24 protein-coding genes and 1 pseudogene are annotated in these 26,009 nt (G+C 67.2%); 14 read left to right on the top strand and 11 right to left on the bottom strand.

Annotated elements, in window-relative coordinates; genetic code table 11:
* Positions 1–12 precede the first annotated feature (12 nt).
* Together CJ177_RS23375 and CJ177_RS23370 are read right to left on the bottom strand one after the other, a co-directional pair.
* On the bottom strand, positions 13–1,368 hold the full coding sequence (locus tag CJ177_RS23375) for an MFS transporter (protein WP_025433549.1): 1,356 nt from the start codon (positions 1,366–1,368) through the stop codon (positions 13–15).
* A 96-nt stretch (positions 1,369–1,464) separates the two neighbouring features.
* On the bottom strand, positions 1,465–2,832 hold the full coding sequence (locus tag CJ177_RS23370; protein ID WP_005249842.1) for an FAD-binding oxidoreductase: 1,368 nt from the start codon (positions 2,830–2,832) through the stop codon (positions 1,465–1,467).
* A gap of 105 nt (positions 2,833–2,937) precedes the next feature.
* Between CJ177_RS23370 and CJ177_RS23365 the strand changes: the two genes are divergently transcribed.
* On the top strand, positions 2,938–4,806 hold the full coding sequence (locus CJ177_RS23365) for a GAF domain-containing protein (RefSeq protein WP_179443267.1): 1,869 nt from the start codon (positions 2,938–2,940) through the stop codon (positions 4,804–4,806).
* Between the two features lie 6 nt (positions 4,807–4,812).
* On the opposite strand, the gene CJ177_RS23360 is transcribed toward CJ177_RS23365, so the two are convergent.
* A complete protein-coding gene (locus tag CJ177_RS23360) occupies positions 4,813–5,397 on the bottom strand; it encodes a TetR/AcrR family transcriptional regulator (RefSeq protein ID WP_061041999.1) in 585 nt (194 codons plus the stop codon).
* Between the two features lie 101 nt (positions 5,398–5,498).
* On the opposite strand from CJ177_RS23360, the gene CJ177_RS23355 reads away from it, so the two are divergent.
* The 3 genes from CJ177_RS23355 to CJ177_RS23345 are packed head-to-tail and all read left to right on the top strand — an operon-like array spanning position 5,499 to position 8,665.
* Complete coding sequence (locus CJ177_RS23355) at positions 5,499–6,641, top strand: acyl-CoA dehydrogenase family protein (RefSeq protein WP_095868693.1); 1,143 nt, start codon at positions 5,499–5,501, stop codon at positions 6,639–6,641.
* A gap of 32 nt (positions 6,642–6,673) precedes the next feature.
* A complete protein-coding gene (locus tag CJ177_RS23350) occupies positions 6,674–7,855 on the top strand; it encodes an acetyl-CoA C-acetyltransferase (RefSeq protein ID WP_095868692.1) in 1,182 nt (393 codons plus the stop codon).
* Between the two features lie 48 nt (positions 7,856–7,903).
* Positions 7,904–8,665 carry an SDR family NAD(P)-dependent oxidoreductase gene (locus tag CJ177_RS23345; RefSeq protein ID WP_005249833.1) on the top strand — a complete coding sequence of 254 codons (762 nt, stop codon included), beginning with the start codon at positions 7,904–7,906 and terminating at the stop codon, positions 8,663–8,665.
* 31 nt (positions 8,666–8,696) lie between these two features.
* On the opposite strand, the gene CJ177_RS23340 is transcribed toward CJ177_RS23345, so the two are convergent.
* From CJ177_RS23340 to CJ177_RS23325, 4 genes are all read right to left on the bottom strand, one after another.
* Complete coding sequence (locus CJ177_RS23340; protein ID WP_061041997.1) at positions 8,697–9,677, bottom strand: nitronate monooxygenase family protein; 981 nt, start codon at positions 9,675–9,677, stop codon at positions 8,697–8,699.
* A 26-nt stretch (positions 9,678–9,703) separates the two neighbouring features.
* Positions 9,704–10,501 (bottom strand): amidohydrolase family protein, encoded by a 798-nt coding sequence (locus CJ177_RS23335; RefSeq protein WP_257014645.1) that lies wholly within the window; start codon positions 10,499–10,501, stop codon positions 9,704–9,706.
* Positions 10,502–10,552: 51 nt separating this feature from the next.
* Positions 10,553–11,914: an MFS transporter gene (locus CJ177_RS23330; protein WP_095868691.1), complete on the bottom strand. Its 1,362-nt coding sequence runs from the start codon at positions 11,912–11,914 to the stop codon at positions 10,553–10,555.
* 171 nt (positions 11,915–12,085) lie between these two features.
* Positions 12,086–12,940: a LuxR C-terminal-related transcriptional regulator gene (locus CJ177_RS23325; protein WP_095868830.1), complete on the bottom strand. Its 855-nt coding sequence runs from the start codon at positions 12,938–12,940 to the stop codon at positions 12,086–12,088.
* Between the two features lie 168 nt (positions 12,941–13,108).
* On the opposite strand from CJ177_RS23325, the gene CJ177_RS23320 reads away from it, so the two are divergent.
* The 3 genes from CJ177_RS23320 (at position 13,109) to CJ177_RS23310 (ending at position 16,559) form a co-directional block, all read left to right on the top strand.
* Positions 13,109–14,725, top strand: coding sequence for an AMP-binding protein (locus tag CJ177_RS23320; RefSeq protein ID WP_095868690.1), 1,617 nt, complete (start codon positions 13,109–13,111; stop codon positions 14,723–14,725).
* Between the two features lie 57 nt (positions 14,726–14,782).
* Positions 14,783–15,565 carry an enoyl-CoA hydratase/isomerase family protein gene (locus CJ177_RS23315; RefSeq protein ID WP_061041994.1) on the top strand — a complete coding sequence of 261 codons (783 nt, stop codon included), beginning with the start codon at positions 14,783–14,785 and terminating at the stop codon, positions 15,563–15,565.
* 151 nt (positions 15,566–15,716) lie between these two features.
* Positions 15,717–16,559, top strand: a complete 843-nt coding sequence (locus CJ177_RS23310; protein WP_218835125.1) for an MBL fold metallo-hydrolase — start codon at positions 15,717–15,719, stop codon at positions 16,557–16,559.
* 20 nt (positions 16,560–16,579) lie between these two features.
* Here the strand turns inward: CJ177_RS23310 and CJ177_RS23305 are convergent, their stop codons facing one another.
* A complete protein-coding gene (locus CJ177_RS23305) occupies positions 16,580–17,200 on the bottom strand; it encodes a LysE family translocator (protein ID WP_095868829.1) in 621 nt (206 codons plus the stop codon).
* Positions 17,201–17,334: 134 nt separating this feature from the next.
* Between CJ177_RS23305 and CJ177_RS23300 the strand changes: the two genes are divergently transcribed.
* Positions 17,335–17,787, top strand: a complete 453-nt coding sequence (locus CJ177_RS23300) for an Lrp/AsnC family transcriptional regulator (RefSeq protein ID WP_037242979.1) — start codon at positions 17,335–17,337, stop codon at positions 17,785–17,787.
* Between the two features lie 127 nt (positions 17,788–17,914).
* A pseudogene (locus tag CJ177_RS48385) lies at positions 17,915–18,127 on the top strand (LysR family transcriptional regulator); the annotation flags it as partial.
* Here the strand turns inward: CJ177_RS48385 and CJ177_RS48380 are convergent.
* Positions 18,074–18,919: a HupE/UreJ family protein gene (locus CJ177_RS48380; protein ID WP_257014669.1), complete on the bottom strand. Its 846-nt coding sequence runs from the start codon at positions 18,917–18,919 to the stop codon at positions 18,074–18,076. The pseudogene CJ177_RS48385 and the gene CJ177_RS48380 sit on opposite strands and share 54 nt — an antisense overlap.
* A gap of 611 nt (positions 18,920–19,530) precedes the next feature.
* Positions 19,531–20,655 (bottom strand): DUF3500 domain-containing protein, encoded by a 1,125-nt coding sequence (locus CJ177_RS23285; RefSeq protein ID WP_257014644.1) that lies wholly within the window; start codon positions 20,653–20,655, stop codon positions 19,531–19,533.
* Between the two features lie 150 nt (positions 20,656–20,805).
* Between CJ177_RS23285 and CJ177_RS23280 the strand changes: the two genes are divergently transcribed.
* From CJ177_RS23280 to CJ177_RS23265, 4 genes are read left to right on the top strand one after another with little or no spacing between them, the layout of a single operon-like run.
* Entirely contained in the window at positions 20,806–21,981 is a 1,176-nt protein-coding gene (locus CJ177_RS23280) for a cytochrome P450 (protein ID WP_095868687.1), read from the top strand.
* Positions 21,978–22,172 (top strand): ferredoxin, encoded by a 195-nt coding sequence (locus tag CJ177_RS23275; RefSeq protein WP_061045859.1) that lies wholly within the window; start codon positions 21,978–21,980, stop codon positions 22,170–22,172. Before CJ177_RS23280 ends, CJ177_RS23275 begins: the two co-directional genes overlap by 4 nt.
* A complete protein-coding gene (locus tag CJ177_RS23270) occupies positions 22,169–23,299 on the top strand; it encodes an NAD(P)/FAD-dependent oxidoreductase (protein WP_095868686.1) in 1,131 nt (376 codons plus the stop codon). Before CJ177_RS23275 ends, CJ177_RS23270 begins: the two co-directional genes overlap by 4 nt.
* Before the next feature lie 39 nt (positions 23,300–23,338).
* Positions 23,339–24,352 carry a LysR family transcriptional regulator gene (locus CJ177_RS23265; RefSeq protein WP_257014668.1) on the top strand — a complete coding sequence of 338 codons (1,014 nt, stop codon included), beginning with the start codon at positions 23,339–23,341 and terminating at the stop codon, positions 24,350–24,352.
* Here the strand turns inward: CJ177_RS23265 and CJ177_RS23260 are convergent.
* A complete protein-coding gene (locus CJ177_RS23260) occupies positions 24,262–24,849 on the bottom strand; it encodes a TetR/AcrR family transcriptional regulator (RefSeq protein ID WP_005249787.1) in 588 nt (195 codons plus the stop codon). The genes CJ177_RS23265 and CJ177_RS23260 overlap by 91 nt on opposite strands.
* 147 nt (positions 24,850–24,996) lie before the next feature.
* On the opposite strand from CJ177_RS23260, the gene CJ177_RS23255 reads away from it, so the two are divergent.
* A complete protein-coding gene (locus CJ177_RS23255) occupies positions 24,997–25,983 on the top strand; it encodes an aryldialkylphosphatase (RefSeq protein ID WP_095868685.1) in 987 nt (328 codons plus the stop codon).
* Positions 25,984–26,009: the final 26 nt, after the last annotated feature.

Raw genomic sequence — 26,009 nt, 5'->3', positions numbered from 1 at the left:
CCTGTTCTCCGATCAGTGGTGTGCGGCGACGACCTCCCCGCCGACGTCTTCGGTACTGCGAGTAGGACTTACCCGCGATCTGAGCACGAGTACCAGCACCACGGCGACGAGCATGACCGCCCCGACGACCCACAGGCCTGCGCGTGAATTCCCGGTGGCGTCGAACAGCCAACCCGTGACGTACGGGGCCCCGAAGCCGCTCATGTTGCCCACCGAGTTGACGACCGCGATACCTGCGGCGGCACCCGCGCCGGTGAGGAACGTGCTGGGCAGGTACCAGAACACCGGCAGGGCACAGAACACACCGACCGCGTTGACGGTCACCGCGATCATCGTCGTGAGCGGCGACTGCATGTACAGGGCGATCGGAATGGAGACGGCTCCGATCAGGGTGGGGATGGCGACGTGCCAGATCCTTTCACCGGTACGGTCGGAGTGCCTGCTCCACAACACCATTGCGACAGCACCCACTGCGAACGGGACCGCGACGATCAACCCGGTGGTGAACAGCGAGAAGTCGGTGTCGAACGTCTTCTTGAAACCGGCGACGATGCTCGGCAGGAAGAAACTGAGCGAGTACAGCCCGTAGGTGATCCCGAAGTAGACGAGCCCGAGCATCCAGACGCGGGAATCTGTCACCGCCCGGCGTACCGACCCGCTGATGTGAGAGCCGGATTCGCACGCCTCGGATTCGAGTTCACGAGTGAGCCACACCTTTTCGTCCTCGTCCAGCCATGTGGCCTGCGAGGGCCGGTCCGTCAGGTAGAACCAGGTGACCACCGCGAGCACGACGGCCGGGATCCCCTCGAGCAGGAACATGACCCGCCACCCGGACAGTCCGAACAGCCCGTCCCAGTACTGGATGATGGCGCTCGACAACGGGGCGCCGAGCGCCGACGACACCGGGAGCGCGAGAAGGAACAGGCCCATCAGCCGGACCCGATAGGCGCGGGGAAACCACAGCGTCAGGTAGAGCAGAACCCCCGGGAAGAATCCCGCCTCGGCGATACCCAGCAGCATGCGCAGCGTATACAGCGAGCCGGCATTGGGCACGAAGGCCATGGCCGCCGCGATGATTCCCCACGTGAGCATGATCCGAGCGATCCACCGGCGCGCCCCGAACCTGTGCAGCGCGAGATTGCTCGGCACCTCGAACAGGAGATATCCGATGAAGAAGAGCCCGGAGGCCAGGCCGAACATGGTCTCGGTGAGTCCGAGTTCCTCGCTCATGGTCAGCTTCGCCAGCCCGATATTGGTCCGGTCGAGATAGTTGACGAAGTAGGCCAGGCCGAGGAACGGAATGAGCCGCCGTGCGACCTTCCGGACCACCCTCGCCTCGATCTCGGGTTTCTGCAGTACAGACGACATGTGTGACTCGACTTTCTGAGGAGTGGGCATGGGTCGGACCGCCGTGTCCCGCTCGGCCGAAAAGCTTGCGTGACAGGCGTTGGTGCTCGGGGTGGTTTACGAGAAGATCTTCCCGGGGTTCATGATTCCGCGCGGGTCGAGGGCGTTCTTCACCGATCGATGCATGCCCAGGACGACCGGATCGAGTTCCTGGGCGAGGCCGTCCATCTTCAGTAGACCGACACCGTGCTCGCCGGTGACCGTGCCGCCGAGTTCCAGTGCCGCGTCGATGATGTCCGCGAACGCGGCCTGCGCGCGGGCGCGGGCCGCCTCGTCGTCGCGGGGTGTGATCAGGAGCGGGTGCAGGTTTCCGTCGCCGGCGTGTGCGATGTTGGCGATGGTGGTCTCGTGGGCGATGCCGATCTGTTCGATGCGCGCAAGCATCTCGGGGACAGCCCGTTTCGGCACGCACACGTCTTCGGTGAGGACCGGTCCGAGTCGTTCCATCGCGGGGTAGGCCAGACGACGCGCAGCGAACAACGCGTCCGCTTCCTCCTGGTCGGTGGAGACGGCAGACCACGTGGCTCCGGCTTCGTCGAAACACGACAGCATCTTCTCCGCTTCCTGGTCGCCGACGACTCCCGCGGTGTCGATGCGGCCGAGCAGAACGACGTTGGCCTCCACCGACAATCCCATCTTCTTCCAGGCGTCGACGGCGATGAGGCACTGCTTGTCCACCAGTTCGAGCGCCGACGGGGTGAGCCCCGCCGCGGCCACCGCGCTGACGGCCCGGCCCGCGTCGACGATGGAGTCGAAGTAGCCGGCCACCGTGCGCTGCGGGTCCTGGAGCGGTCGCAACTTGACGGTGATTTCGGTGATGACGCCGAGCGTTCCCTCGGACCCGACCATGAGACCCGCCAGATCGTAACCGGCTACCCCCTTGGCGGTCTTGCGTCCGAGGCGCACGAGGTCGCCGGTGCCGGTGACGATCTGCATGCCGAGCACGTAGTCGCGGGTGACGCCGTACTTGACGCAGCACAGTCCGCCCGCGTTGGTGGCGACGTTCCCTCCGATCGTCGACCACGGCGAACTGGCCGGATCCGGCGGATACCAGAGTCCGTGTTCGGCGCACGCGGCGCGGAGATGGTCGTTCACCACGCCGGGCTCGACGACGGCGTACCGCTCGAGCGGATCGATTTCCTTGATCGCGTTCATGCCCTCGAGTGCGAGGACGACGCAGCCGTCGGTCGCGTTCGCTCCGCCGGACAGACCGGTCCCGGCACCCCGTGTGACGACGGCGGCGTCGTGGTCGAGGCAGGCGCGCACGACAGCCTGGACTTCGAGGGCCGTTCGGGGCCTGACGACCGCGAGCGGAGCGGCGTACGGCGCCCACTCGGCTTCGTCGTGCTGGTACTTCGCGACGACGTCGGGGTCGCGCACGACGCGATCCGCGGGGAGGGATGCCAACAGTGCATCGATCAACATGGCGAAAACCGGTCCTTTGCGGGCGAGAAGGTGATGTCTCGAATCTAGCTGTGATCTGGATCTCGGCCAATGTAGATTTCATCTATCAAATCCAGGACTCCATGGATGGAGGCACCAGTGAGTACTGCCGATCGCGGCTGGATGGAACTGCTGCTCGACGACGCACCCATCGACGAACTCGATGCCCTCCGGCGCACGTTGATCGAGGAATCCGACGCGTCCGACAGGGCCGCGGTCGAACGCGAAGCCAATGCCGCACTCCGGCTCCGCGCGCAGCTCGACCAGCGCCAACAGCGCAGTAGGGAGTTGGCGGCGCTCAACGACATCGCCGTCCGGTTGACGACGGTCCGCTACGACCGGGTGTTGCTGCAGGAAGTGGTCGATCAGGCGCGGCAACTGCTCGGTGTGGATCTCGCCTACATGGGATCGGTCTACGACGAGGAATTCGTCATCGAGGTCACCAGCGGGGCCCTGACCCCGAACCTCGTCGGAATCCGACTGTCCCTGGACGAAGGACTCGTGGGCCTGATCGTCCGCAGGTCCGCGCCGGAGTGGACGCCCGACTACCAGAGCGAACCGGCGTTCCGGCACATCACCGGAGCCGACAGCGCAGCGCGGTCGGAGAACATGCGCGGCCTGCTCGGGGTGCCCCTGCGCGTCGCCGACCGCGTCATCGGTGCCCTGTTCGCGTGCAAGCGTCAGGAGCGGGCCTTCACCGAATCCGAGATCGCGCTGCTGTCGGCGCTGGCAGCCCATGCGGCGATCGCGATCGAGAACGTTCGCTCGTTGGAACGTGAGCGAGACACCGTCGCACGGCTCGAATCGGTGAACGCCGAATTATCGCAGCGCACAACCGAGCTCGAACAGATTCTGCAGTGGGATCGGACGCTGACTCAGGTGGTGCTACTCGGGGCGGGGGTGCAGCGTCTGGTGCAGGAGGTCGCCCAACTCTCCCGGCAACCGGCTTATTTCGTGCAGGACGAATCCGAGTTGCCCGTGGACCTGATGCCGCACGCCGACGAGGTGTCGGCGGCGGTCCGCGAGCTGCGGGCGGGCGGCAACGACCACGCCGAACGCGGCGAGGTGATCGCGCAGCGTGTCGCGGCTGCCGGCGAGATGCTCGGCGCGCTCCTGTCCGTGGGAGCCGGGCAGCCGACCACTCGCCTCCTGCTCGAACGCGCGGCACCCGCGATCGCGCTGTCGCTCGCCGAGGAACGTGCGGCGGGGGAGGCGACGCGTCGTGCACGGGATGCCTTTCTCGTCGACCTCTTGACCCATCCCGCCGCCACCGCACAGGACGAGCGCCGCCAACTGCGGTTGGCCGGGCTCAACCCCGACACGACGTACTGTGTCGCCGTGGCGATCGCCACGGGCCAGGACGCGGTCCGTACCGCTCTCGGGGCATTGCCCTTCCCGTCGGGAACCGTCGCCGCGGAACATGGTTCCCGCGCGCTGGCGGTCGTGCCCGCCAAGGATTCCGCCGCCGTCCAGGCGGTGTTCACCGCCGGACGGCTCGACGCGACGATCGGTATCGCGGAGCCCGCGCGTGGTGCGAAGGCGCTCGCGCGCGCCTACGTCGAAGCCCAGCAGACCGTCGACGTGCTCGACACATTGGGACGCGCTGGGGAGGTCTCGTCCGCGCGCGGTCTGGGCATCTACCGGATCCTGCTGAGCCACATGGCGCGCGAGCACCTCGACGAACTGACCGAGGCCCAACTGGGCCCGCTGATGACGGAGCAGGCCAAACGCGGAGTGCCGTTGCTGGAAACCCTGTCGGAGTATCTGGCGCACGGCCGCCACCATTCGGCGACCGCGTCGAGTCTCGGCGTGCACGTCAACACCCTCTACCAGCGTCTCGACGCGATCGACCGCCTCCTCGGCCCGGACTGGCGCAACCCCGACAAGGCTCTCGATCTGCAGGTGCTGATGCGGTTGCGGAGAACCGCGGAACTACTCGGCACCCGAACTCGGTGACACGGTTCAGGCGCTGATGCCGCCCGTGAGGATGGCGGCGAGTTCCGCGTAGGCGTGCGCGTCGTCGAGTCCGGTGCTGTCGCGGACCCCGCGCTGCTGGATGCGGACCATCATGGTGGCGGCGAGGTCGGCGGCGAAGGCGGCGTGCACGTCGCGGAAGTCCCCGCCGGCGACGCCTTCGGTGATCAACTCCTGAACTCGACCGGCCGCGAATTGGGTGTTCCGTTCGTACACCTCCCGTGCCGGCGGGAAGGCGTCGAGGTCGGCCATGAACTGGTCGGATGCGGCCGAGAGGGCGGTGCCCACGGCCGACAGGTAGGCGGTGATCCGCTCGCGCGGCCCGGTGATCGGCTCGATGTACGACTCGACGTCGTCGGTCGCGCGGCGGAAGAAGTGCACGGTAGCGGCCCGGACGAGCTGCTCTTTGCTGCCGGCGAGGGTGTACAGCGTCGACTTCGAACAGCGCAGCCGGTTCGCGATCTCGTCGAGCGTCAGGTGGGCGAACCCCTCGACCAGGATCAGGTCGACGAGGGCGTCGAAGAGCTGGGTGCGCCGTCGGGTGGCGAAACCGGGTCGGGTGGGCTGCTCCATGACAGAAATAGTACTGGGCGATGCCTTGCAGTACTATTTTGCAATCAGTACCCTGGGGCGTAATCCAGTACTGTTTTCCGTAGCCTTCCCGAGGAGAAACCGTGGCCGTCGATCGCTTGCTGCCTACTGACGAAGCCCGTGACCTGATCCAGCTCACGCGTGACGTCGCCGACAAGGTCCTGACGCCGATCGTCGACGAGCACGAGAAGGCGGAGACCTACCCCGAAGGCGTGTTCGCCACCCTCGGCGAGGCCGGACTGCTGAGCCTGCCGTACCCGGAGGAGTGGGGCGGCGGCGCACAGCCCTACGAGGTGTACCTGCAGGTGCTCGAGGAGATCGCCGCCCGCTGGGCATCTGTCGCGGTCGCGGTCAGCGTCCACAGCCTTGCCTGCCACCCGCTGATGGCGTTCGGCACGGACGAGCAGAAGCAGCAGTGGCTCCCGGAGATGCTCGGCGGCAGCACCATCGGCGCCTACAGCCTGTCCGAGCCGCAGGCCGGATCCGACGCCGCCGCACTGACCTGCAAGGCCACAGCGACCGACGGCGGGTACGTCGTCAACGGCGCGAAGGCGTGGATCACCCACGGCGGCATCGCCGATTTCTACAATCTCTTCGCTCGCACCGGTGAGGGATCGAAGGGGATCTCCTGCTTCCTGGTCCCGAGGGACACCGAGGGCCTGACGTTCGGCAAGCCCGAGGAGAAGATGGGCCTGCACGCCGTGCCGACCACGTCCGCGCATTACGACGACGCCTTCGTCCCCGCCGAACGCCGGATCGGAGCGGAGGGTCAGGGTCTGCAGATCGCGTTCAGCGCACTCGATTCCGGCCGCCTGGGCATCGCCGCGGTCGCCGTCGGTCTCGCACAGGCCGCCCTCGACGAGGCCGTCGCCTACGCCCAGGAGCGGACCGCGTTCGGCAAGAAGATCATCGACCACCAAGGGCTCGGCTTCCTGCTCGCCGACATGGCCGCCGCCGTCGACTCCGCGCGCGCCACCTACATCGACGCGGCCCGCCGCCGCGACGCCGGCCTGCCGTACTCCCGCAACGCGTCCGTCGCCAAGCTCGTCGCCACCGACGCCGCGATGAAGGTCACCACCGACGCCGTCCAGGTGCTCGGCGGCTACGGCTACACCCGCGACTTCCGCGTCGAGCGGTATATGCGGGAAGCGAAGATCACGCAGATCTTCGAGGGCACCAACCAGATTCAGCGCCTGGTCATCAGCCGCACCCTCGCCGCGAACTGACGCACCCACCCCCCAGAAAGGCTTCTCCTCACATGCCCACCTCTGTGATCGTCGCCGGCGCCCGCACCCCGATCGGCCGTCTGCAGGGTTCGCTCGCCGGGTTCTCCGGCGCCGACCTCGGTGCCATCGCCATCGACGCGGCGCTCGGCAAGGCCGGTGTGGCCCCGGACCAGGTGCAGTACGTCATCATGGGGCAGGTCCTCACCGCCGGCGCCGGGCAGATGCCCGCCCGTCAGGCCGCCGCGAAGGCCGGCATCCCGATGAGCACCCCGTCGCTGAACATCAACAAGGTCTGCCTGTCGGGGGTCGAGTCGATCATCCTCGCCGACCAGTTCATCCGGTCCGGCGCATTCGACGTGATCGTCGCCGGCGGCATGGAGTCGATGAGCCAGGCACCGCACCTGCTGCCCGGTTCACGCGGCGGTTTCAAGTACGGCGACGTCACCCTCGTCGACCACATGGCCCTCGACGGGCTGCACGACGCGTTCACCGATCAGCCGATGGGGCTGCTCACCGAGGCCGGCAACGACAGGGACGTCATCGCCCGCGAGGACCAGGACGCGTTCGCGGCCCGCTCGCACCAGCTGGCCGCCAAGGCCTGGGACAACGGAATCTTCGACGACGAGGTCGTCCCGGTCGAGATCCCCGCCCGCAGAGGCGAGAGCACCTGGCTGCGCCGCGACGAAGGCATCCGCCCCGACACCACCGCCGACACGCTGGCGCGGTTGCGCGGCGCGTTCCGCGACGGCGGCACCGTCACCGCGGGGAACGCGTCGACGATCAACGACGGCGCCGCCGCCGTCGTGGTGATGAGCAGGGAACGCGCCGAGGCCGAGGGGCTGACCTGGCTGGCGGAGATCGGCGAGCACGGCATGGTCGCCGGACCGGATTCGGGTCTGCAGTTCCAGCCGTCCGGTGCCATCGTGAAAGCCTGTGATGCGGCGGGTATCGCGCCGGCCGAGCTGGATCTGATCGAGATCAACGAGGCGTTCGCGGCGGTCGGGATCGCCTCCACCCGCGAACTCGGCGTCGACCCTGACCGGGTCAACGTCAACGGTGGTGCGATCGCCCTCGGTCATCCGATCGGCATGTCCGGCGCCCGGATCACCCTGCACCTCGCGCTCGAGTTGCAGCGCCGCGGCGGCGGCACCGGCGCCGTCGCCCTCTGCGGCGGCGGCGGACAGGGCGACGCCCTGATCCTGCGCGTCCCCTGACAACCCCGTTTACCCACCACTGCCGCAACCATATTCGAGGAGAACTTTGTGAAGATCGATGGAGCCGTCGCTGTCGTCACCGGCGGAGCATCCGGACTCGGTAACGCCACCGCCCGGGCCCTGCACGAGCGCGGCGCGCAGGTCGTGCTGCTGGACCTCCCGTCGTCCGACGGGGAAGTGGCTGCCAAGGAGATCGGGAAGGGCGCCTACTTCACGGCCGCCGACGTCACCTCCGCCGGTGACGTCACGTCCGCGATCGACTTCGCCGCGTCACTCGGCGACCTCCGCGTGGTGGTCAACTGCGCCGGAATTGCCACGCCCGGCAAGGTTCTCGGCAAGGCCGGCGCCCTTCCCCTCGCGGACTTCGAACGTGTCGTCCGCATCAACCTCGTCGGCACCTTCAACGTCCTGCGCCTCGCCGCGGAGAAGATCGCCCAGACCGAACCCGTCGACGGGGAACGCGGCGTCATCATCGACACCGCCTCCGTCGCCGCGTTCGACGGCCAGATCGGCCAGCCCGCCTACGCGGCATCCAAGGGCGGCGTCGCCGCGATGACACTGCCGATCGCCCGCGAACTGGCCCGCCACCTCATCCGCGTCGTCACCATCGCACCCGGAATCTTCGAAACGCCCATGATGGCCGGGCTCCCCGAGGAGGCGCAGAAGTCCCTCGGACAGCAGGTGCCGCACCCCTCCCGGCTCGGCAAGGCCACCGAATACGCCGCCCTCGCCGCGCACATCATCGACAACGCCATGCTCAACGGCGAAACCATCCGCCTCGACGGCGCCATCCGCATGGGACCCAAGTAGAGAATCGACGGTTGCTGCCGGCGGCACCGAGTCAGCGGGTGATCTGATCGGGCAGTGTACGGGTGATGATCTGCCGAGCCTCGGTGAGGATCGACCCGACCACCTCCTCGCAGCTGCCGATGTCGTGGATCAGGCCCTGGGCCTGACCGGCCCACCACATGCCGCCTTCGACGTCACCGTTGCCGTACACCTGCTCGCGGCCGCGGGCGCCGCTGGCCAAATGGGCGATATGGTCGAAGGTCGCACCCGGTTCGCGGGAGAGGGTCGCGATTTCTTCGGAGACCGAGTTGCGGGCAACGCGGGCGGAGTTGTGGAACTCGCGGAAGACGATGACGGTGTCGCGTTCGGTGTTGTCGACGATCTGTTGTTTGACGTTGTGGTGGATGGGCGCCTCAGTGGTTGCCATGAAACGGGTGCCCATGTTGACCGCGGATGCGCCGAGCGCGAGGGCGGCGACGAGTCCGGCGCCGGTGGCGATTCCGCCGCTGGCGATGATCGGGATCGACAGTGCCCGGGCCGCGGCGGGGATCAGCACGAGCCCGGGGACGTCGTCCTCGCCGGGGTGCCCGGCGCACTCGAAGCCGTCGATGCTGACGGCGTCGACCCCGAGTTGCTGCGCTTTGAGGGCGTGCCTCACCGAGACCGCCTTGTGGATCACCTTCACACCGGCCGCCCTGAAGGTGGGGAGGTGCGGCCCAGGGTTGCCGCCTGCGGTTTCGACAATCCGGATGCCGCTGTCGACGATGGCGTCGCGGTATTCGTCGTAGGGCACCGGCTGGATGGTCGGCAGGATCGTCAGATTGACCCCGAACGGCTTGTCGGTGAGGTCGCGGCAGCGGGCGATCTCCTTGACCAATGCCTCGGGGGTGGGCTGGGTGAGGGCGGTGAGGAATCCGAGTGCCCCGGCGTTGGCCACGGCGCTGATCAGATCCGCGGTGCCGACGGCGGTCATGCCGCCGCACACGATGGGGTGCTCGATCCCGAAGGTCCCGGTGAAGGTGTTGGTGAACATGTGCTTCCTAGCTGTTGCGTTGTCGGTCAGGAAGGGAGTTTGAACGCACGGATTGCGTTGTCGCGCAGGAATGCTGTGCGGGTCGGCTCGTCGAGTTCGAGTGTGCCCAACCCCGTGAGGCAGTCGGGTGCCGGCCAGGCGGGGTGGTTGGAACCGAACAGCACCTTGTGCCGGCCGTGCCCGCGAAGGTAGTCGACGATCTCCGCCGGATAACGGGACGTCTTGTACGCGGAGGTATCGATGTAGACGTTCGGGTACTTCGTGGCCAGCGAAATCGCTTCACCTGTCCACGGCACGCCGATGTGACCGGCGATGATCCGTAGTTCGGGGAATTCGAGTGCCACGCGATCGAGATACGGAATCGGACGCCCGGGTTCGGAGGGGCACAGCGGGCCGGTGTGGCCGATCTGGGTGCAGAAGGCGATGTCGAGGTCGCAGCACGCCGCGTACAGCGGGTAGTACCGGCGGTCGTCCGGCGGCAGGTCCCACAGCCACGGCAGGATCCGCAGTGCGCAGGCGCCGAATTCCTCGACAGACCGGCGCAGTTCCCGGACGGCTTCCATCGGCTGGTGGAGGTTGACCGAGGCGACCATGACGAAGCGGTCCGGGTGCCGTTTGACGATGTCCCCGACCTCGTCGTTGCTGATCAGCGGTCCCGTGGGGCCGTGCCAGGCGCCGAGCAGGCCCAGGTCGACGCCGGCTTCATCCATGCGGTCGAGCGTCCACGACACCGGCGGTTCGGCATCGGGGATGGTTCCCTTCGACCAGCGTCGCAGGGAGTCCAGGAACGGCATGTCGAGCCATCGCCGGGTCGGGTGTTGCATCCAGGAATCGATCGTGTCGGTCATCATATTGACTCTCGAAGTGCCTTCTTCTCAAGCGGTTTCGGCAACCGGACGGGACGCCCGGCTGACGTCCCCGGTTCCGATCCCTTCCATGTCGCGGTGCCGAGTTTCGGGCAGGGCGAGCGCGCAGGCGAAGCTGAGGAGGCCGAAGCCGGCGAGCATCCACCCGACCGCGGTGCTGCCGTATCGGGAGGTCAGTTCCGCGGCGAGCATGGGTGCGGTACCGCCGCCGATGACTCCGGCGATGGCGTAGGCCATGCCCGCGCCGGTGTAGCGGTATTCGGTGTGGAACATCTCCGGCAGCAGTGCCCCGGCAGGCCCGTAGGAGACGCCCATGATGACCAGGGCGAGGGCCAGGCCGGCGAGGAACGCGAGCGGGGAGCCGGTGTCGAGGAGGGGGAACAGCACCAGCCCGCCGGGGATCGCCACGAGGCAGGAGGCGAGCACCATCTTGCGGCGGCCGATTCGGTCGGAGTAGATGGCGGACAGGATGATCGCGGCACAGAAGACGGCGGCGGCGATCAGGCCGAGGGAGAGCACTGTGGTGCGGCTGAGACCAAGGGTGGCGGTGCCGTACGACGTGAGGTACGCGGTGCCGATGTAGAAGAACGCGAACATCATCGCCAAGGATCCGGCGGCGACGAGCAACTCACGGGGCTGGCTCTTGAAGACTCCGAGGAGCGGCCCCGCACCGGCGCGGCGGGCCCGGGTGGCCTGCCGGGCGAACATCGGGGTCTCCTCCACCTTCAGCCGGACATAGAGGCCGATCAGTACGAGGAGGGCGCTGGCGATGAAGGGAATCCGCCAGCCGTAGTCGAGGAACGCCTGCGAGGTCTCGCCGACGAAGAGGTTGACCGCAAGGAAGGTGCCGTTGGACAACGCGAAGGCCAGCGAGGGCCCCAGTTGCGGGAACACCGCGTACAGGCCCCGTTTGCCGGTGGGGGCGTATTCGGTGGCCAGCAGGGTTGCCCCGGCCCATTCACCGCCGACGGCGAGGCCCTGCGCGATCCGAAGCGCGATCAGGGCAAGTGGTGCGGCCACGCCGATCGTGCCGGCGCCGGGCAGGAGTCCGATGAGCACGGTGCTGATCCCCATCAGCAGCAGTGTGCTGACCAGGGTCTTCTTGCGGCCGATCCGATCACCGAAATGGCCGAAGATCGCGGCGCCGAGGGGGCGGGCGACGAACGCGACGGCGAACGTGGCGAAGGAGGCGACGGTGCCGGCGGCCGTACCGAGGGCGGGGAAGAAGACCTTCGGGAAGACCAGTGCCGCCGCGGTGCCGTAGATGAAGAAGTCGTAGAACTCGATGGTGGTGCCGGTGCAGCTTGCTATGGCGACGCGACGCATCGGGGTGGTCGGTGGGTTTTTCACCGGATCGACGGTTCGGGACATCTGAGATCTCCTGCTCGGTGGGCCCGTCCGCCCGCTGGCGGAGGACTGAGTACGACGAGCAGTGTGAGCGCCGTTACACCCAGCGCAACACCCTCCTAAGTGGGTTACCTACCGGGACAGCTACTTTCGGGGGTACGGTCCGCGCCGTGCCATGCCCGCATCGCGGCAGGGTCAGCGGAGGAAACCGCGCTCGCGGGCTGCGAGGATCGCCTGCACACGGTTGGTCGCGTGCAGTTTGCGCATGGCGCTCTTGAGGTAGGACTTCACCGTGTTGGGCAGCAAGCCGAGGGCCTCGGCGACCTCGCGGTTGCTCAGACCCCGCGCCACGTGTTCGAGCACGTCGATCTCGCGGGGCCGGAGCAAGGTCGGTGGACCCTGGGATCCGGCCGGCGTCGGGACGGGTGCGAACCGGTTCCCGACGGCCTCGACCTGGGCGCGCAGGGTGACGTCCTCGATCTGGCCGGCCAGGTCCGTCAGTTCCTGGGCGATATCGTGCAGGTCGGCTCGGCTGAGCACCATCCGGTCGGAATCGGTGTTGTTTCGCATCAAGCTCAGCCGCCGCCGTACCTCGTCCTCGACCGCGATGTCGCGCTCCAGCCGACGGACCAGCGGTGTGAAGCTGTCGAACCAGCGGTCGCCCAAGCGCACGTGGGTTCGGGCCGCCAGGTAGACGAGGATCCGGGGTACACGGTCGACGATGATCGGAAGCGCGGCCAGGGTCTCGATCGCCTCCGGTCGCACGGCGTGGTCGTAGACGTGGGTGATGCCTTGCGCCGCGAAATAGTCGGCCACCGACACCGGTCGCGCGAGCATCAGTGCCTTGCCGCCGAGTCCCTCGCCGTTGCGAACGATCAGGTTCACCGCCGAGCGAGTGCGGACCCCGGTCAGGTCGGTGATCTCCATCGCCGCTGCCCCGTGATGCACCGGCCCACCGAACACCATGTCCATACCGGCGTGCTTGCGGAGAGTTTCCAGCGAGCGCGCGAGGATGCGCCGTTCGATCGGCGTATCGGTTTCGAATGACATGGTCACGTCGGCCTCCAACTAAACATCTGATGCCGAGGCTAGTGAGTGTCGTCACACCGTGGCAACGTCGTACCCCCGAAGGTGGGTACGACATTCCCCGACCTACCTTCGGGGGTCCCGCTCCGTTCGTTTCACAGGTCACATTCCTCCCAGAACGGAGGAACACACATGAACACCAGGCTGAGTCATAGCGTCGGTCCGACCGAGCGGGCGCTGCTGGAGATGACGATCGGCGACAACTTCGACCGGACCGCCGCGAGATTTCCCGAGCGCGAGGCTGTGGTCGACGTTCCCACGGGCCGGCGGTGGACGTACGCCGGCCTCCGCGCCGACGTCGATGCGCTGGCTTCTGCCCTGCTCGAAGAGGGGATCGTCCCCGGGGACAGGGTTGCGATCTGGGCCCCGAACTGTCCTGAATGGGTGCTGGTGCAGTTCGCCGCGGCGAAGGTGGGTGCCATCCTGGTGACCCTCAATCCCGCATACCGCTCCCACGAACTCGAGTACGTCCTCACCCAGTCTGGGATCCGGCTGGTGTTCGCGGTCCCGTCGTTCAAGACCTCCGACTACGAGGCGATGGTCACGGAGGTTTCGCCCCGGTGTCCGGGGCTCGATCGGGTGATAATTTTCGGCAGCGACGAGTGGGATTCATTGCTGATCCGCGGAGATCAGGCCTCATCGGAACGGCTCACCGCAGTGCAGGCGGGCCTGTCACCGCACGACCCGATCAACATCCAGTACACGTCGGGGACCACCGGTTTCCCGAAGGGCGTCACTCTCTCGCACCGCAACATCCTCAACAACGGGTTCTTCGTCGGCGAGTTGCTCGGCTACACCGAGCAGGACCGGATCTGCGTCCAGGTGCCGTTCTACCACTGCTTCGGCATGGTCATGGGCAACCTCGGGGCCAGCACGCACGGCGCGTGTGTCGTCATTCCGTCACCGTCGTTCGACCCGGTCGCCACGCTGACAGCCTGTGCGCACGAGCAGTGCACCTCGGTGTACGGGGTTCCGACGATGTTCATCAGCATGCTCGATGTCCCGAATTTCGCGTCCTACGACCTGTCGTCGGTCCGCACCGGCGCGATGGCGGGCTCACCGTGCCCGGTGGAGATCATGAAGCAGGTCACCCAGTGGGTACCGGAGGTGGCAATCGCCTACGGAATGACCGAGACATCCCCTGCCTCCACGCAGACCTGGGTGGACGACTCCCTGGACCGCCGGGTGTCCACCGTCGGCCGCGCCCACCCCCACGTGGAGGTCAAGGTCGTCGATCCCGCAACCGGCGAGACCGTGCCACGGGGACGATCCGGTGAATTGTGTATCCGGGGCTACTCGGTGATGCTCGGCTACTGGAACGAACCCGAGAGGACCACCAAGGCCATCGACGCCGACGGCTGGATCCACAGCGGCGACCTCGCGGTCATGGACGAGGACGGGTTCGTCGCCATCACCGGGCGCATCAAGGACATGGTGATCCGCGGCGGGGAGAACATCTACCCGCGGGAGATCGAGGAGTTCCTCTACACCCATCCCGACATCCTGGACGCGCAGGTGATCGGGGTACCCGACACCAAGTACGGGGAAGAGCTGATGGTCTGGCTGCGGCTGCGCGAGGGAGCCGAGAAGATCGACGCGTCGAGCCTGCGGGAGTTCTGTAAGGGCAGAATCGCGCATTTCAAGATCCCGCGCTACGTGCACTGCGTCGACCAGTTCCCCATGACCGTCAGCGGCAAGGTCCGCAAGGTGGAGATGCGGGAACAAGCCCTTCAGATCCTCGGGCTGTAGGCCCGAACACGCCCATACTCGAACCACATTCACGACAATCTGTACGGAGGAATTTGCATGAGCTGGACAATCGAACGGCGTGGTCGCGTCGCCGTGGTGACGATGAACACCAACCCGGTCAACGCGCAGAACCGCGCCTTCTTCGCCGACCTGCACGACGCGTTCGACCGACTCGAACGCGACCACCCGCAGTCCCCGGTGGTGCTGACCGGGACTGGTACCCGATTCTCGGCCGGACTCGATCTCGGAGAACACTTTCCGCTCTTCGCCGGGGACACCGAGGCGGTCGCGTCCTGGTTCCGGGACTACCGGGCGACGAACATGCGGCTGTTCACCTATCCGCGGCCGACGGTGGCCGCGGTGAACGGGCACGCGTTCGCCGGGGGCCTGATCACCGCCGCCGTGTGTGATCGCCGCGTCGCCGTCCCCGACGGCGCCCGATTCGGGATCAACGAGGTGCCGATCGGAATCCCGATGCCCGCGGTGTATCTGCGGATGCTGGCCTACGCCTGGGGAGAACCCGTGGCGTCGCGCACCTGCTTGCAGGGCGAGATCTTCACCTCGGACGAGGCGTACTCCATGGGCATCGTGCACGAACTGGTGCCGGCGGAGGAACTACTCGATCGGGCCGTCGCCATCGCCGAGTCGACCCCCGAGGACTGCATCGAGAACTACGCCTACACCAAGCGGGCCCTGCAGGCCGCAGCCCTGCGCGACATCGCGGACCTCTCCGACCCACTGGACCGGAACGAGCTGGCCGCAGGCATGACGAGCGAGCCGTCCCGGCGCGCCCACCGCCGGTACTGGGAACAGCTCAAGGGCCGCCCCGCGGAGTGGTGAGCGGGGTGGACAGCGGCGCGGATGAACGGTTGCCGGACTGGGTGATCTGGCGGCAGCGGCCGTTTCCCGATGCCAACCTGCTGCTGATCGACGGGCGGGAACCGGCGCTCGTCGACAGCGGCTTCGTCGGGCACGCGCAGCGGACAGCCGAATGGGTGCGCGCGCACAGCGGCAACCTCACCCGGGTCGTGAACACGCACTGGCACGACCACGTCGGCGGCAACGGTCTACTGCAGGCGGGGGCGCCGGCATCGCGGCCGGCGCCCCGGACGCCGACGCCATCGCCCGACGTGACCCGGGCTGCTGTGCAGCGGAGTACCTCGACCAGCCGGTTGCCCCCTATACCGTCGACGAGCCGCTCGACGACGGGCAACTACTCCGGCTCGGTGACGCCGACTGGGAAGTCCTCCACACGCCGGGCCACACTCCCGGCCACGTGGCGTTGTGGCAACCCGAGGAGCGACTACTGGTGGTCGGAGATGCGCTGTCCGACTACGACGTCGGCTGGGTCAACCTCGCCCTCGACGGGCCTGACGCCGCGACTACCGCTCTCGCCTCGCTGCAACGACTGGCCGACCTCGAGCCGCGGGTCCTGTTGCCCGCCCACGGCCCGATTCCCGCCGAACCCACCGCCGCATTCGCTGCCGCACTGCGTCGCGGCCGGCGTCTCGTCGACGACCCGGACGGGGCAATATGGTACGGCGCCCGGCGAATATTCGCCTTCGCGTTGATGATTCGCGGCGGCATCTCCGCCGGCGAGGTCGAGTCCTACCTGCTCGCGCGCGCGTGGCTCGTCGACGCGGCCGGGCTGCTGCGCAGGACACCCGAAACCCTGGCCGCCGAACTGATCGACACCATGATCCGCAGCGGCGCCGTCGTGGTTCGGGACAACCGACTTCACGCGGCCGCCGAATACAGCCCGGTCATGCCGGAAACGCTGCAGGCTCCGTTCCCTCGGGCCTGGCCGGCGCCGGCAGGCCGGCGAGGCCTGTGAACATACCGCTGTCGCCGAGGCTATCCGGCCACGCGCTCGAACAGCAGCACTACACCGATCACGATCATCGCCGCCCCCGACACCCAGGTCACCACCCGCGCCGCGGCTGGCCGTGCCCGCAGCACCACCCGCGCCCCAGTCCCCACCCCCGTGTAGACGACCGCGCAGCTGGCCGTGTGCACCAAACCCAACAGCACAATCTGCAGCGCGAGCGGCCACCGCGCGCCCGCGTTGGTGAACTGCGGCAGCAGCGCCAGAAACAGCAGAAACACCTTCGGGTTCAGTCCACTGATTCCCAGTCCTTTGACCGCCTGCCGAACCCACGATTCCGACGCCTGTTCCGCCCCTGCCTGCGGCAGCGCCACGGGGTTTGCGAGCATCGCGATCCCGAGCCACACCAGGTACGCCGCCCCGACCGCCGTCAACGCGGTCAGTACCAACGGCGAGCGGGCCACCAACGACGCGACGCCGGCGGCCACCACCACAGTCATCGCCACATGGCCCGTCAACAGTCCACCCACCGCGGGCACCACGGTGCGATGCCGCAGCCCCGCCGCGATCGCGTACGCCCAATCCGCCCCCGGCGTCAGCACGAACAGAAAAGACACCGCCCAGAACGCAGCAACGGTACCGATCGCCATGATCTCACTCATCCTTCACACTCTCGGAACACCAGAACGCCCGGCGGTCCCGATAAGAAAGATTAGAAAGAACGGGGGAGAAAACGTTGCCAAAGATTCCCTGAACACCACCGTGGTGGGGGAAAATCTTCCACATGGATAACGTAGACAGGAAAATTCTTGCCGAGCTCCAGCAAGATGGTCGACTCACCCTCACCGAACTCGCCGATCGAGTCCGACTCAGCATCTCGCCCTGCCACCGCCGCCTGCGCGCACTGGAGAGCTCCGGCGCGATCAGCGGTTACCGCGCACAACTCGACGCCCGCGCACTGGGCCTCACCTTCGAGGCGCTCGTCTTCGTCACCATGCGCGCCGCCGACCGCGACACCATCGAGGAATTCGAACAGGCCGTCGCCGCCATTCCCCATGTCCTGCAGGCTCAACGATTGTTCGGCGACCCCGACTACCTCCTTCGGGTCATCACCCGCGACCTACCCGGCTTCCAGACGCTCTACGACGAAAGCCTCGCCACCCTCCCCGGCGTCCAGCGCCTCAGCTCCACCCTCGTCATGAAGAGCGTGGCCGACAATCGACCCTTGCCCCTATGAGGGATCGATTAGCTTCAGCGAATCACGCGGACAGGGCTGATCGAACCCGACCCCATAGTTACCGCGTGATCGTAGGGAACGTCGGCCGGGACCGGCCAGGGCCCCTCGGCTTGCCGGAGAGCCGTTCGTGGCCCTGCCTCCGCACGAAGGCTCGGTACTGGGCGACCGGTTGCGCAGGCTGAGCCTGGGGGCGGGATTCGATCCCGACATCGTGCAAAGGGCACCCGATTCGTGGACCGCCATGGCGCTGGTGGGCGCCGAAGTCGGATGCTCCCTGACGGTGTCGTCAGTCGCGGAGAACGTGACCGCCCCGCATGTGCACTTCCTGCGGGTGCTCGACGAGACCCTGCCGATCCATCTGCGCATGGCGTGGCGCCCGACCTCGGACAACCCGGCCCTGCCTCCGGTCCTCTCCCTTGCGGAACGCGTCTGGCCCGGCCGTCCCGACGACGCGGCCCCGCAGGAGTAGAACAGCCACAGCGACCGCGGCAATCCACAGAGCGGCAACGACATACGGCGTCACGTCGGCCAGGCTGTCTGCCGCGTCGGCGACGATGTTGGGAAACCCCACCCGATCGAACACCCATCCGGCTGCGGCTGCCGCGGCCAGTACGGCTGCGGCTGCCCTAACGGGATGGTAGATGCGGGTCCGCGCGAGCACGACGAGCGGCGGCAGTACGGCCGCGACGACGGCGAGTTGCATCAGTTCGATGCCGATGTTGAAACCCAACAGGCTCACTGCGAGTTGCCCACCGGTGAGATCGAGCTCGGTGAGTGTCGCGGAGAACGCGAGGCCGTGGACGAGACCGAAGATCCCGGCTGTGAACGCTTCGCGGCCGGCGAAGATCGGCACAACGGCGTGAACGGCAGCGACGAGAATGCTGATCGCAATGAGAACCTCGACGGGCTGCTGCGGAACCGGAAAGCCGATCGTGCCCAACGCGAGAGTCACCGAGTGGCCGACGGTGAACGCCAGCGTGATCGCAGCTATCTTGCGCACCGCCACTCCAGGCCGCGCCGGCCCACCCCAGCGCCGCGCGGCGACGAGCAACGGAGCGGGTAGCAACAACGTGAGCAGGAACAGTTGGTGGTCCGTTCCCTCCCGGATGTGCGTGATGCCGAGCGAGACCATACTGACGAATCCCTGCCAGGCGCTTCCGTCGTCGAGGTGCACTGTCAGTGGTGTGATGTCGCCGATGACGGAGTCCACTCCGACGGTGCCGATCTCTCGCCCGGAATCTATTGTTCCCGTGGACCAGTCGGATCGTACGGTCACCATGACGACATGGGTGACGACGCGATGGATCACCGCGTCGTAGCCGAGATCGAACGAGCGTTCATCGGCTCCGGCGGGGGGAACGAGATGCGCCGTCGTCGTGAGGGTGTCATAGATTCCGGTACCGAGGTCCTCCGCCGAGCTCAGGGTGAGTTCGTCGAAGGTGACCGCCCACGGCCGGCCGTCCAGCGTGGTCGGCGCGAAATGATTCTCGAGATAGTCCAGCAGTTCGCTCGAATGCGCGTCGATCCCGCTCTGACCGGCGGATCCGAGGTCGATCCCGCTTGCCGCCTCCAGGTCGCTCAGTGGAATCGTCAGAGCAGCATCGATTTCCGCGGCGCGAACGTCGAGCTCGATGGTGGTGGTCGGAAGAACGTGAGCCTGCGCGGTACCACCGATCAGCCACAGTCCGATCGATGAGAGCACCAGCATCAACCGCGCAACCGACTTGCGAAGCCGAGGGGAGATCACTCCTGCGTTCCGCCGTAGTCCGTCGTCCGGTCACGCCACACCGAGTGCGGGTGGTTCCCGGACAGCACGATGCCGTGCTGCATCGAGAACTCGATCCAGACCGACGGTCCGTCGATCCGCACGTAGTCGTTCTGCTCCGTCACACCGGTGCTACCCGAGTACGAGACGTACGTCTGGTCCAGCTCGCTCTCGTATTTCGCCAAGATGGTCGCCGCATCCGCGTCGTCGATGTCGTCGACGTAGGTGGCGATCGCGGCCATCACCAGTTGCTTCTGTTCCGGAGTGAACGTCGACACCTGGACGCCTTCCTTGGTGGTCGGGAATGCCCAGTCGTTGCCGGGTTTGAGCACCAGATCGCTGTACACGGAATCGAGCTTCGCCGTGGCCAGCTCCTCGGTGGACATTCCTGCGAGCATTTCCGCGAACGAAGACTGCTCATTGGCGAGCGGGGAATTCGACGTGCCGTTCTGCTCGAACGTGCCGAACGGTTCGACCCCTCGGAACGACGGGGTGGCACCGACGAGAGCGCCGTCGACGTAGGTGTTGGCGAAGGCCAGATGGTGTCCGCCGAACTGCAATTCCCACGTCCCGGAATCGGACGGGGTGCCGAGGAAGGCGATGTAGTAGTTGCCGCGGCCGTAGTCGGTTCCGCCGCCGTTGGCCGCGAGGTAGTCGTCCGCGTTGAGCAGCTGCTGGATCTCGTCGTACCCGTCGCCCGCCGCCGATCCGGTGACCGCCTGCAAGAGGGTGTCGAGCGCGACGATTCGAGTGTCGTCGAGGTCGCTGAGTTGCAGGCCGATCCGCCCCTGACCGCCTCGGAGCAGTGCCTGCGGCAGATTCGACCACTTCTGCGCATTCTCGAACGAATACTCCTGTTGCAGTGACGCTTTCTGATCGTCGGTCAACGTCGCCGCAAAGGCCTCGGCACTGGCGACGACGCTGCCTGCGTCGGCAGTGGCAGCAGTCGATGCGACAGAACTCGAAGCGGACGTGGACGCAGTCGTTTGGGTGGTGTCGCTGTCGGTCCCGCATGCGGCGAGTGAGAGTCCGAGAAGCATCACCATCGAGGACACGACGATCAACTTCTTCGGTGGGGTGACACGGGAGTTCTGAGTTCGCATGGGAGGAGCGTAAGTAGACAGAATCCGGTCGACCCGTGAAGTCGCTGGCACTTTCCTGTGAAGCGCGGGACATTCACATCAATAGGCTGCATGTTCCAATATGCACAATATGAGTTGGATTTATGTGAGTGGAGTCACTTCACTGGGTGCATGACCAGCACACCCGCTAGTTCCGCTATCGACCTCTTCGCCGACGAGATCCTGACCGACCCCTATCCGACATATTCCGAACTCCGCGATCTCGGCGCGGTGGTGCATCTGCCCGCCAACGACGTCTACGCCCTGACCCGGTACGACGCCATCCGCGACGCACTGGCCGACCCCGGCACGTTCTCGTCCCGGACGATCGGCTTCAACCCCATGGTCAACGAGGCACTGCAAGGCACGTCGCTTGCCTCCGACCCGCCGATCCACGCCGAACTGCGCGCGACGCTCACCGAGAACCTCTCCCCACGGGCGCTGCGGGGAATCAGGGACCGGATCCAAACCAAGGCCGATGCGCTGGTCGCGGACCTGGTAGCGCGGGGTTCGTTCGAGGCCATCGATGCGCTGGCCCGTGTCTTTCCGCTCGCGGTCGTCGCGGACCTGATCGGCTTCACCGGCGAGGTGCGCGACAACATGCTGCGCTGGGGACAGGCCGCGATGGAGGTCATCGGCCCGATGAACCAGCGGACTGCGGAAAACTTCCCGATCGCCGGCGAACTCTACGGTTGGTGCACCGGCGTCCGGGCCGAGGATCTGGCGCCGGGGTCGGTCGGTCGCCGCATCTTCGACGCCGCGGACCGGGGCGCCATACCTCCCGGAACCGCCGGCCACATCATCCACCAGTACCTGGGCGCCGGAGTGGACACCACGATCGCTGCGCTCGGCAACATCGTCGCACTGTTCTCGGCCTTCCCCGACCAATTCGACCTGGTACGAAGGGATTCCGCGCTGGTGCCGGCAGCCTTCAACGAGATACTCCGATTCTGGGCGCCGGTGCATGCCTGGGGGCGCCTCGTCACCCGGGACGTCATCATCGACGGCTCCCTGGTGCCTGCCGGCTCCCAGGTGGCGATCCTCTTCGGTGCCGGCAACCGCGACCCGCGACACTACGAGAACCCGGACGCCTTTCTGGTCGAACGGAACCCGGTCGACCACCTCTCCTTCGGTTACGGCCCGCACGGCTGCGCAGGCCAGGGCCTGGCACGCTTGGAAGCTCACGCCGTCATCGGGGCACTGGCCGTCCACGCACAGCGTCTGGTGGCCGCCGATCCGGTTCGGTTGCCCAGCAACATCACCCGCTCCATCAACACACTCGAGATCCTGAAGGTGGTCCCGGCATGAGAATCGTGATCGATCGGCCCCGTTGTGAGGGCCACGGACTGTGCGAAGAGATCGCTCCCGATCTGATGCACCTCGACGACGAGGGCGAACTGATCCTCGACGTCGAAGAGCTCTCCGAGGGAAGCCCTGAACTCGCTGACGCCGGCGCCGCTGTCCGGGTCTGTCCCGTGGCCGCACTCACACTCGCATGAAACTCACCGAAGCTCCCCGGAGGATTCTGGTCATCGGCAACGGGATCGCCGGCCAGACCGCGTGTGACAGCCTCCGTGCCGCAGGTTTCGACGGCGACCTGACCGTCGTGGGCGACGAACCCCGGGCGGCGTACTCGCGACCAGCGCTCTCCAAGGGGCTCCTGGTCGACGGCGGTTCCCACGCCTTGGCGCCGCCCACGCACGAGGCCGCCGAGGTGCTCGGGGTGGCGGCAGTCGGCCTCGACGTCGTGTCCCGCCGGGTAAGTCTCGACGACGGTTCGGATCTGCCCTACGACGGACTGGTGATCGCCACCGGTTCCCGGGCCCGGCGTCTGGGTGGCGAAGACAGCGTCGAGCTGACCCTGCGCACCCTGGACGATGCCCTGGTTCTCCGGGAACGGCTGGCTGCCCGTCCGTCGGTGGTGGTCGTCGGGGCCGGTCCGCTGGGCATGGAAATCGCGTCCGCCGCCCTGTCGGCGGGATGCCGGGTCACGCTGGTGGCCGACGGCCGGCCGATGCTGTCGCATCTGGGGCCCTGCCTGTCCGACGCGTTCGCCGCGGCCGCGGTCGCCCGGGGACTCACTATCGTCGTCGGCTCGGCCGCCGGGATCGACGATGCGCGTGGGGTGGTCCTGCGGGACGGATCACGGGTCGCGGCCGACCTGCTCGTCAGCGCGATCGGCGACATCCCCAACACGGAGTGGCTGGCCGCCTGCGGACTGATGACCGGCGGCCGCCTCGAGGCGGACTCTCGGGGACGGATCGGGCCCGGCATCGTCGCGGCCGGGGACGTCGCGGCCGTCCCGACGCGGACGGGAGTGCGCCGGATTCCGCTGTGGAGCAGCGCCATCGAACAGGCCAAGGTCGCTGCCCTCGCACTACTGGCCGGCGACGAGGCGCCGGAACTCGACTTCGATCCGTACTTCTGGACCGAGCAATTCGGGTTGAACCTCAAGGCCACCGGCGACCTGCCGGCTGCCGGTGAACCCGAGTTCCTCCTCGGGGACAGCCCGCGCGGACCGTCGGTGATGCGCTGGACTCACGACGACGGTCACGGTGTCGCGGTCGCCGTCAACCACCGGATCCCGATCCCGAGACTGCGCCGCATGGCCTCGGCCGGAGCATGACGCCGACGGTTCGGGAGAAGGACGCGTAACTTCGTGTGGATGAACCAACCCGGGGATCATTCGAGTGATCTCGGCCTGGAGCGGCTCGCCTCGGTCAACCTCAATCTGCTGGTGCCGCTCCTGGCGCTCCTCGAAGAGGGATCGGTCACCCGCGCCGCGGCCCGGGTGGGCATGTCCCAACCCGCGATGAGTCATGCCCTGGGACGGATGCGCCGAATGATCGGTGACGACCTGGTGACTCGGCAGGGCAGCGGCCTGGTGCTCACCCCGCGTGCGTTGGAACTCATCGCGCCACTGCGTGAAGTGCTGCGGCAGACCGCCGAGGTGGTGAACTTTCCGGGCTTCGACCCTGCCCACGACAGCCGAACCATCACGATGGCGATGACCACCAGCACCGCATTCGTCGTCGGGCCCGCGTCGGCGCGTCTGATCGCGGAGCGGGCACCGAATGCGACCCTCCGGGTGCGCAACTTCGTCGAGCCTCAGGCAAGCGACTTCACCGACGAAGGGGTGGACGTCGTACTCCTGTCCGAGGCGTTCACCTCGCCGTACCCGCGCGAACGGCTGTACGAGAACCGCTGGGTGGTGATCGCCCATCCGGACAGTGATCCCGAAGCGTCTGCTCTGGACCTACTCACCTCGATGCCCCACGTCACGTACGACTCGCGGCACCGGGTGGCGCCGTACGCGGCGATGGACGCGCACGGCGTGCAATACCGGATCGGACAACTCGTCTCCGATCACCTGCTCATCCCGCATCTGGTGGCGACGGCCGGTGGCGTGGCCGTGCACACCCTTCGGGTCGCGGTCGCGATGCGCGAACGGGTCGACCTCCGGATCGAGGAATTCCCGCTGCCGCTGTCACCGTTGAGGGTCGACATGGTGTGGAACCCGCGTCTGGCAGATGCGGCGTTCATCGGCTGGTTGCGGGAGATCCTCGTCGAAGCGACGACGTTCGAGCCTCAGTTGTCCGACGCGAGCAGGTGGCACCAGGAGTCGGTGAGTTCGTCGAGGCAGACCTCGCGGGGAATCCGCCAGCCGACCGAGAAGTAGCGGCGCGAGAGGTACTCGAGCTGGCCGAAGGCGAGCACGCAGCGCACCTGGCGACGGTCCGGCGGGTAGCGCTTCGCCCGATCCAGCCCCTCGGTCATCTGACCGACCGCGTCCTCGAACCACTGCTCGGTCTTGGCCGCGACGTCCGGCTCGTGTGCGGCCTGGAACGACGCGGTGAGGTACGGCTTGATCTCGTCCCATTGCGAGAACTTGCGGTCCAGCCACTCCCGGATCAGGTCGCGCGAGCCGGAGGCGACCACCGCGCTCAGCGTCGGGTCGTCGGCCGTCGTGAGGATCGCGTCGACCTTCGTCAGCAGCGCGCTCATCACCTCGGCCTTCGACGAGAAATGCAGGTAGAAGGTGGTCCGGGTGGAGCCGGCGGCGGTGGCGATGTCGTCGATCGTGGTCGCGGTGTAGCCCTTCCCGCCGAACAGCTCGAGCGCCTTCGCGAGGAAGAGCTCGTAGGTCATCTGCTTCTGTGCGGCACGGAGAGACATGGCCCGGATTCTATCCGCAGTACAGCCACGAACCTGCCCGCAAAGTCACATGCCTTCCAATGCACTCACTTGACAGTCTGTAATGTTAATCCCTACTGTGATGCGCAGCACGTCATGCAGACATGACGCTGACGAAAGGAAGTGCCGATGAAGGTCTCCCAGACCGCCGAGAGCAACACCGTCAACACCGTCCTCGGCCCCGTTCCCGCCGACGAGCTGGGAGTCGTCTCGGTTCACGAGGCGCTGCTCTCCGCGGTTCCCGGCGCAGAGCATGCGTTCGACATCGCCATGGACCGCGCCGAGATCTTCGAGATCCTGGCGGCGAAGCTGACGGATTTCCGGGACCACGGGGGACGGACGATCGTCGACAGCACCGGCATGTTCCACGGTCGCGACGTGAACCTGTACGAGGCGCTCTCCCGCTCGACCGGAGTGCACATCGTCGCGTCGACGGGCATGGGCCCGGAAGAGATGCTCGGCGGTTATTTCCTGACGCCGCAGACCAATCCGCCGACGCCGTGGCCCGCGGAGAAGTTCGCCGAGCTCTTCACCAAGGAGATCACCGATGGCATGGTGATCCCACGGGTCGAACGACGGGGCGCCGCGGGTCTGGTGACCACCACCGCGACCCGCGGAGGCATGACCCCCACCGACGAGAGCCTGTTCCGCGGCGCGGCCCGGGCCGCCCTGCATACCGGCGTCGCGGTCTCACTTCGCTACGGGCACGACGCGGCGGCTGACCTCGAGATCGTCGTGGACGAGCAGCTGCCCGCCCACCGCGTCGTCGTCGGCGGGCTCGACCGCAAGGACGCGGTCGCCGCCGGCGCCCCGCTCGAGATCGCCCGCCGCGGCGCCTTCGTCGCCCTGGACCACGTGGGCCCGGACAACGGCGCCCACATCACCGACAGTGAACGCGCCGTCGTGGTGCGCGAGCTGGTCGAGGCCGGCCACGGGGACCGAATCCTGCTCTCGAGCAGCACGATCGGCGTCGCCAAGGGTCAGCCCGACTGCGACGTCCCGTTCAGCTACGTCCTGTCGACGTTCGTACCCCTCCTCACCGCGCAGGGGCTCGGCGACGCGGACGTCCAGCGGATCCTCGTGGACAACCCGCGCGAACTGCTGTCGGTGCGCTGACCGCGCGAAATCCGCAATCGAAGTGT

Source organism: Rhodococcus sp. ACPA1, assembly GCF_002300195.1.
GTDB classification, from domain to species: Bacteria; Actinomycetota; Actinomycetes; order Mycobacteriales; family Mycobacteriaceae; genus Rhodococcus_F; species Rhodococcus_F opacus.
The sequence above is the reverse complement of the archived record's forward strand: the minus strand, read 5'-3'. Positions and strand labels throughout refer to the sequence as shown.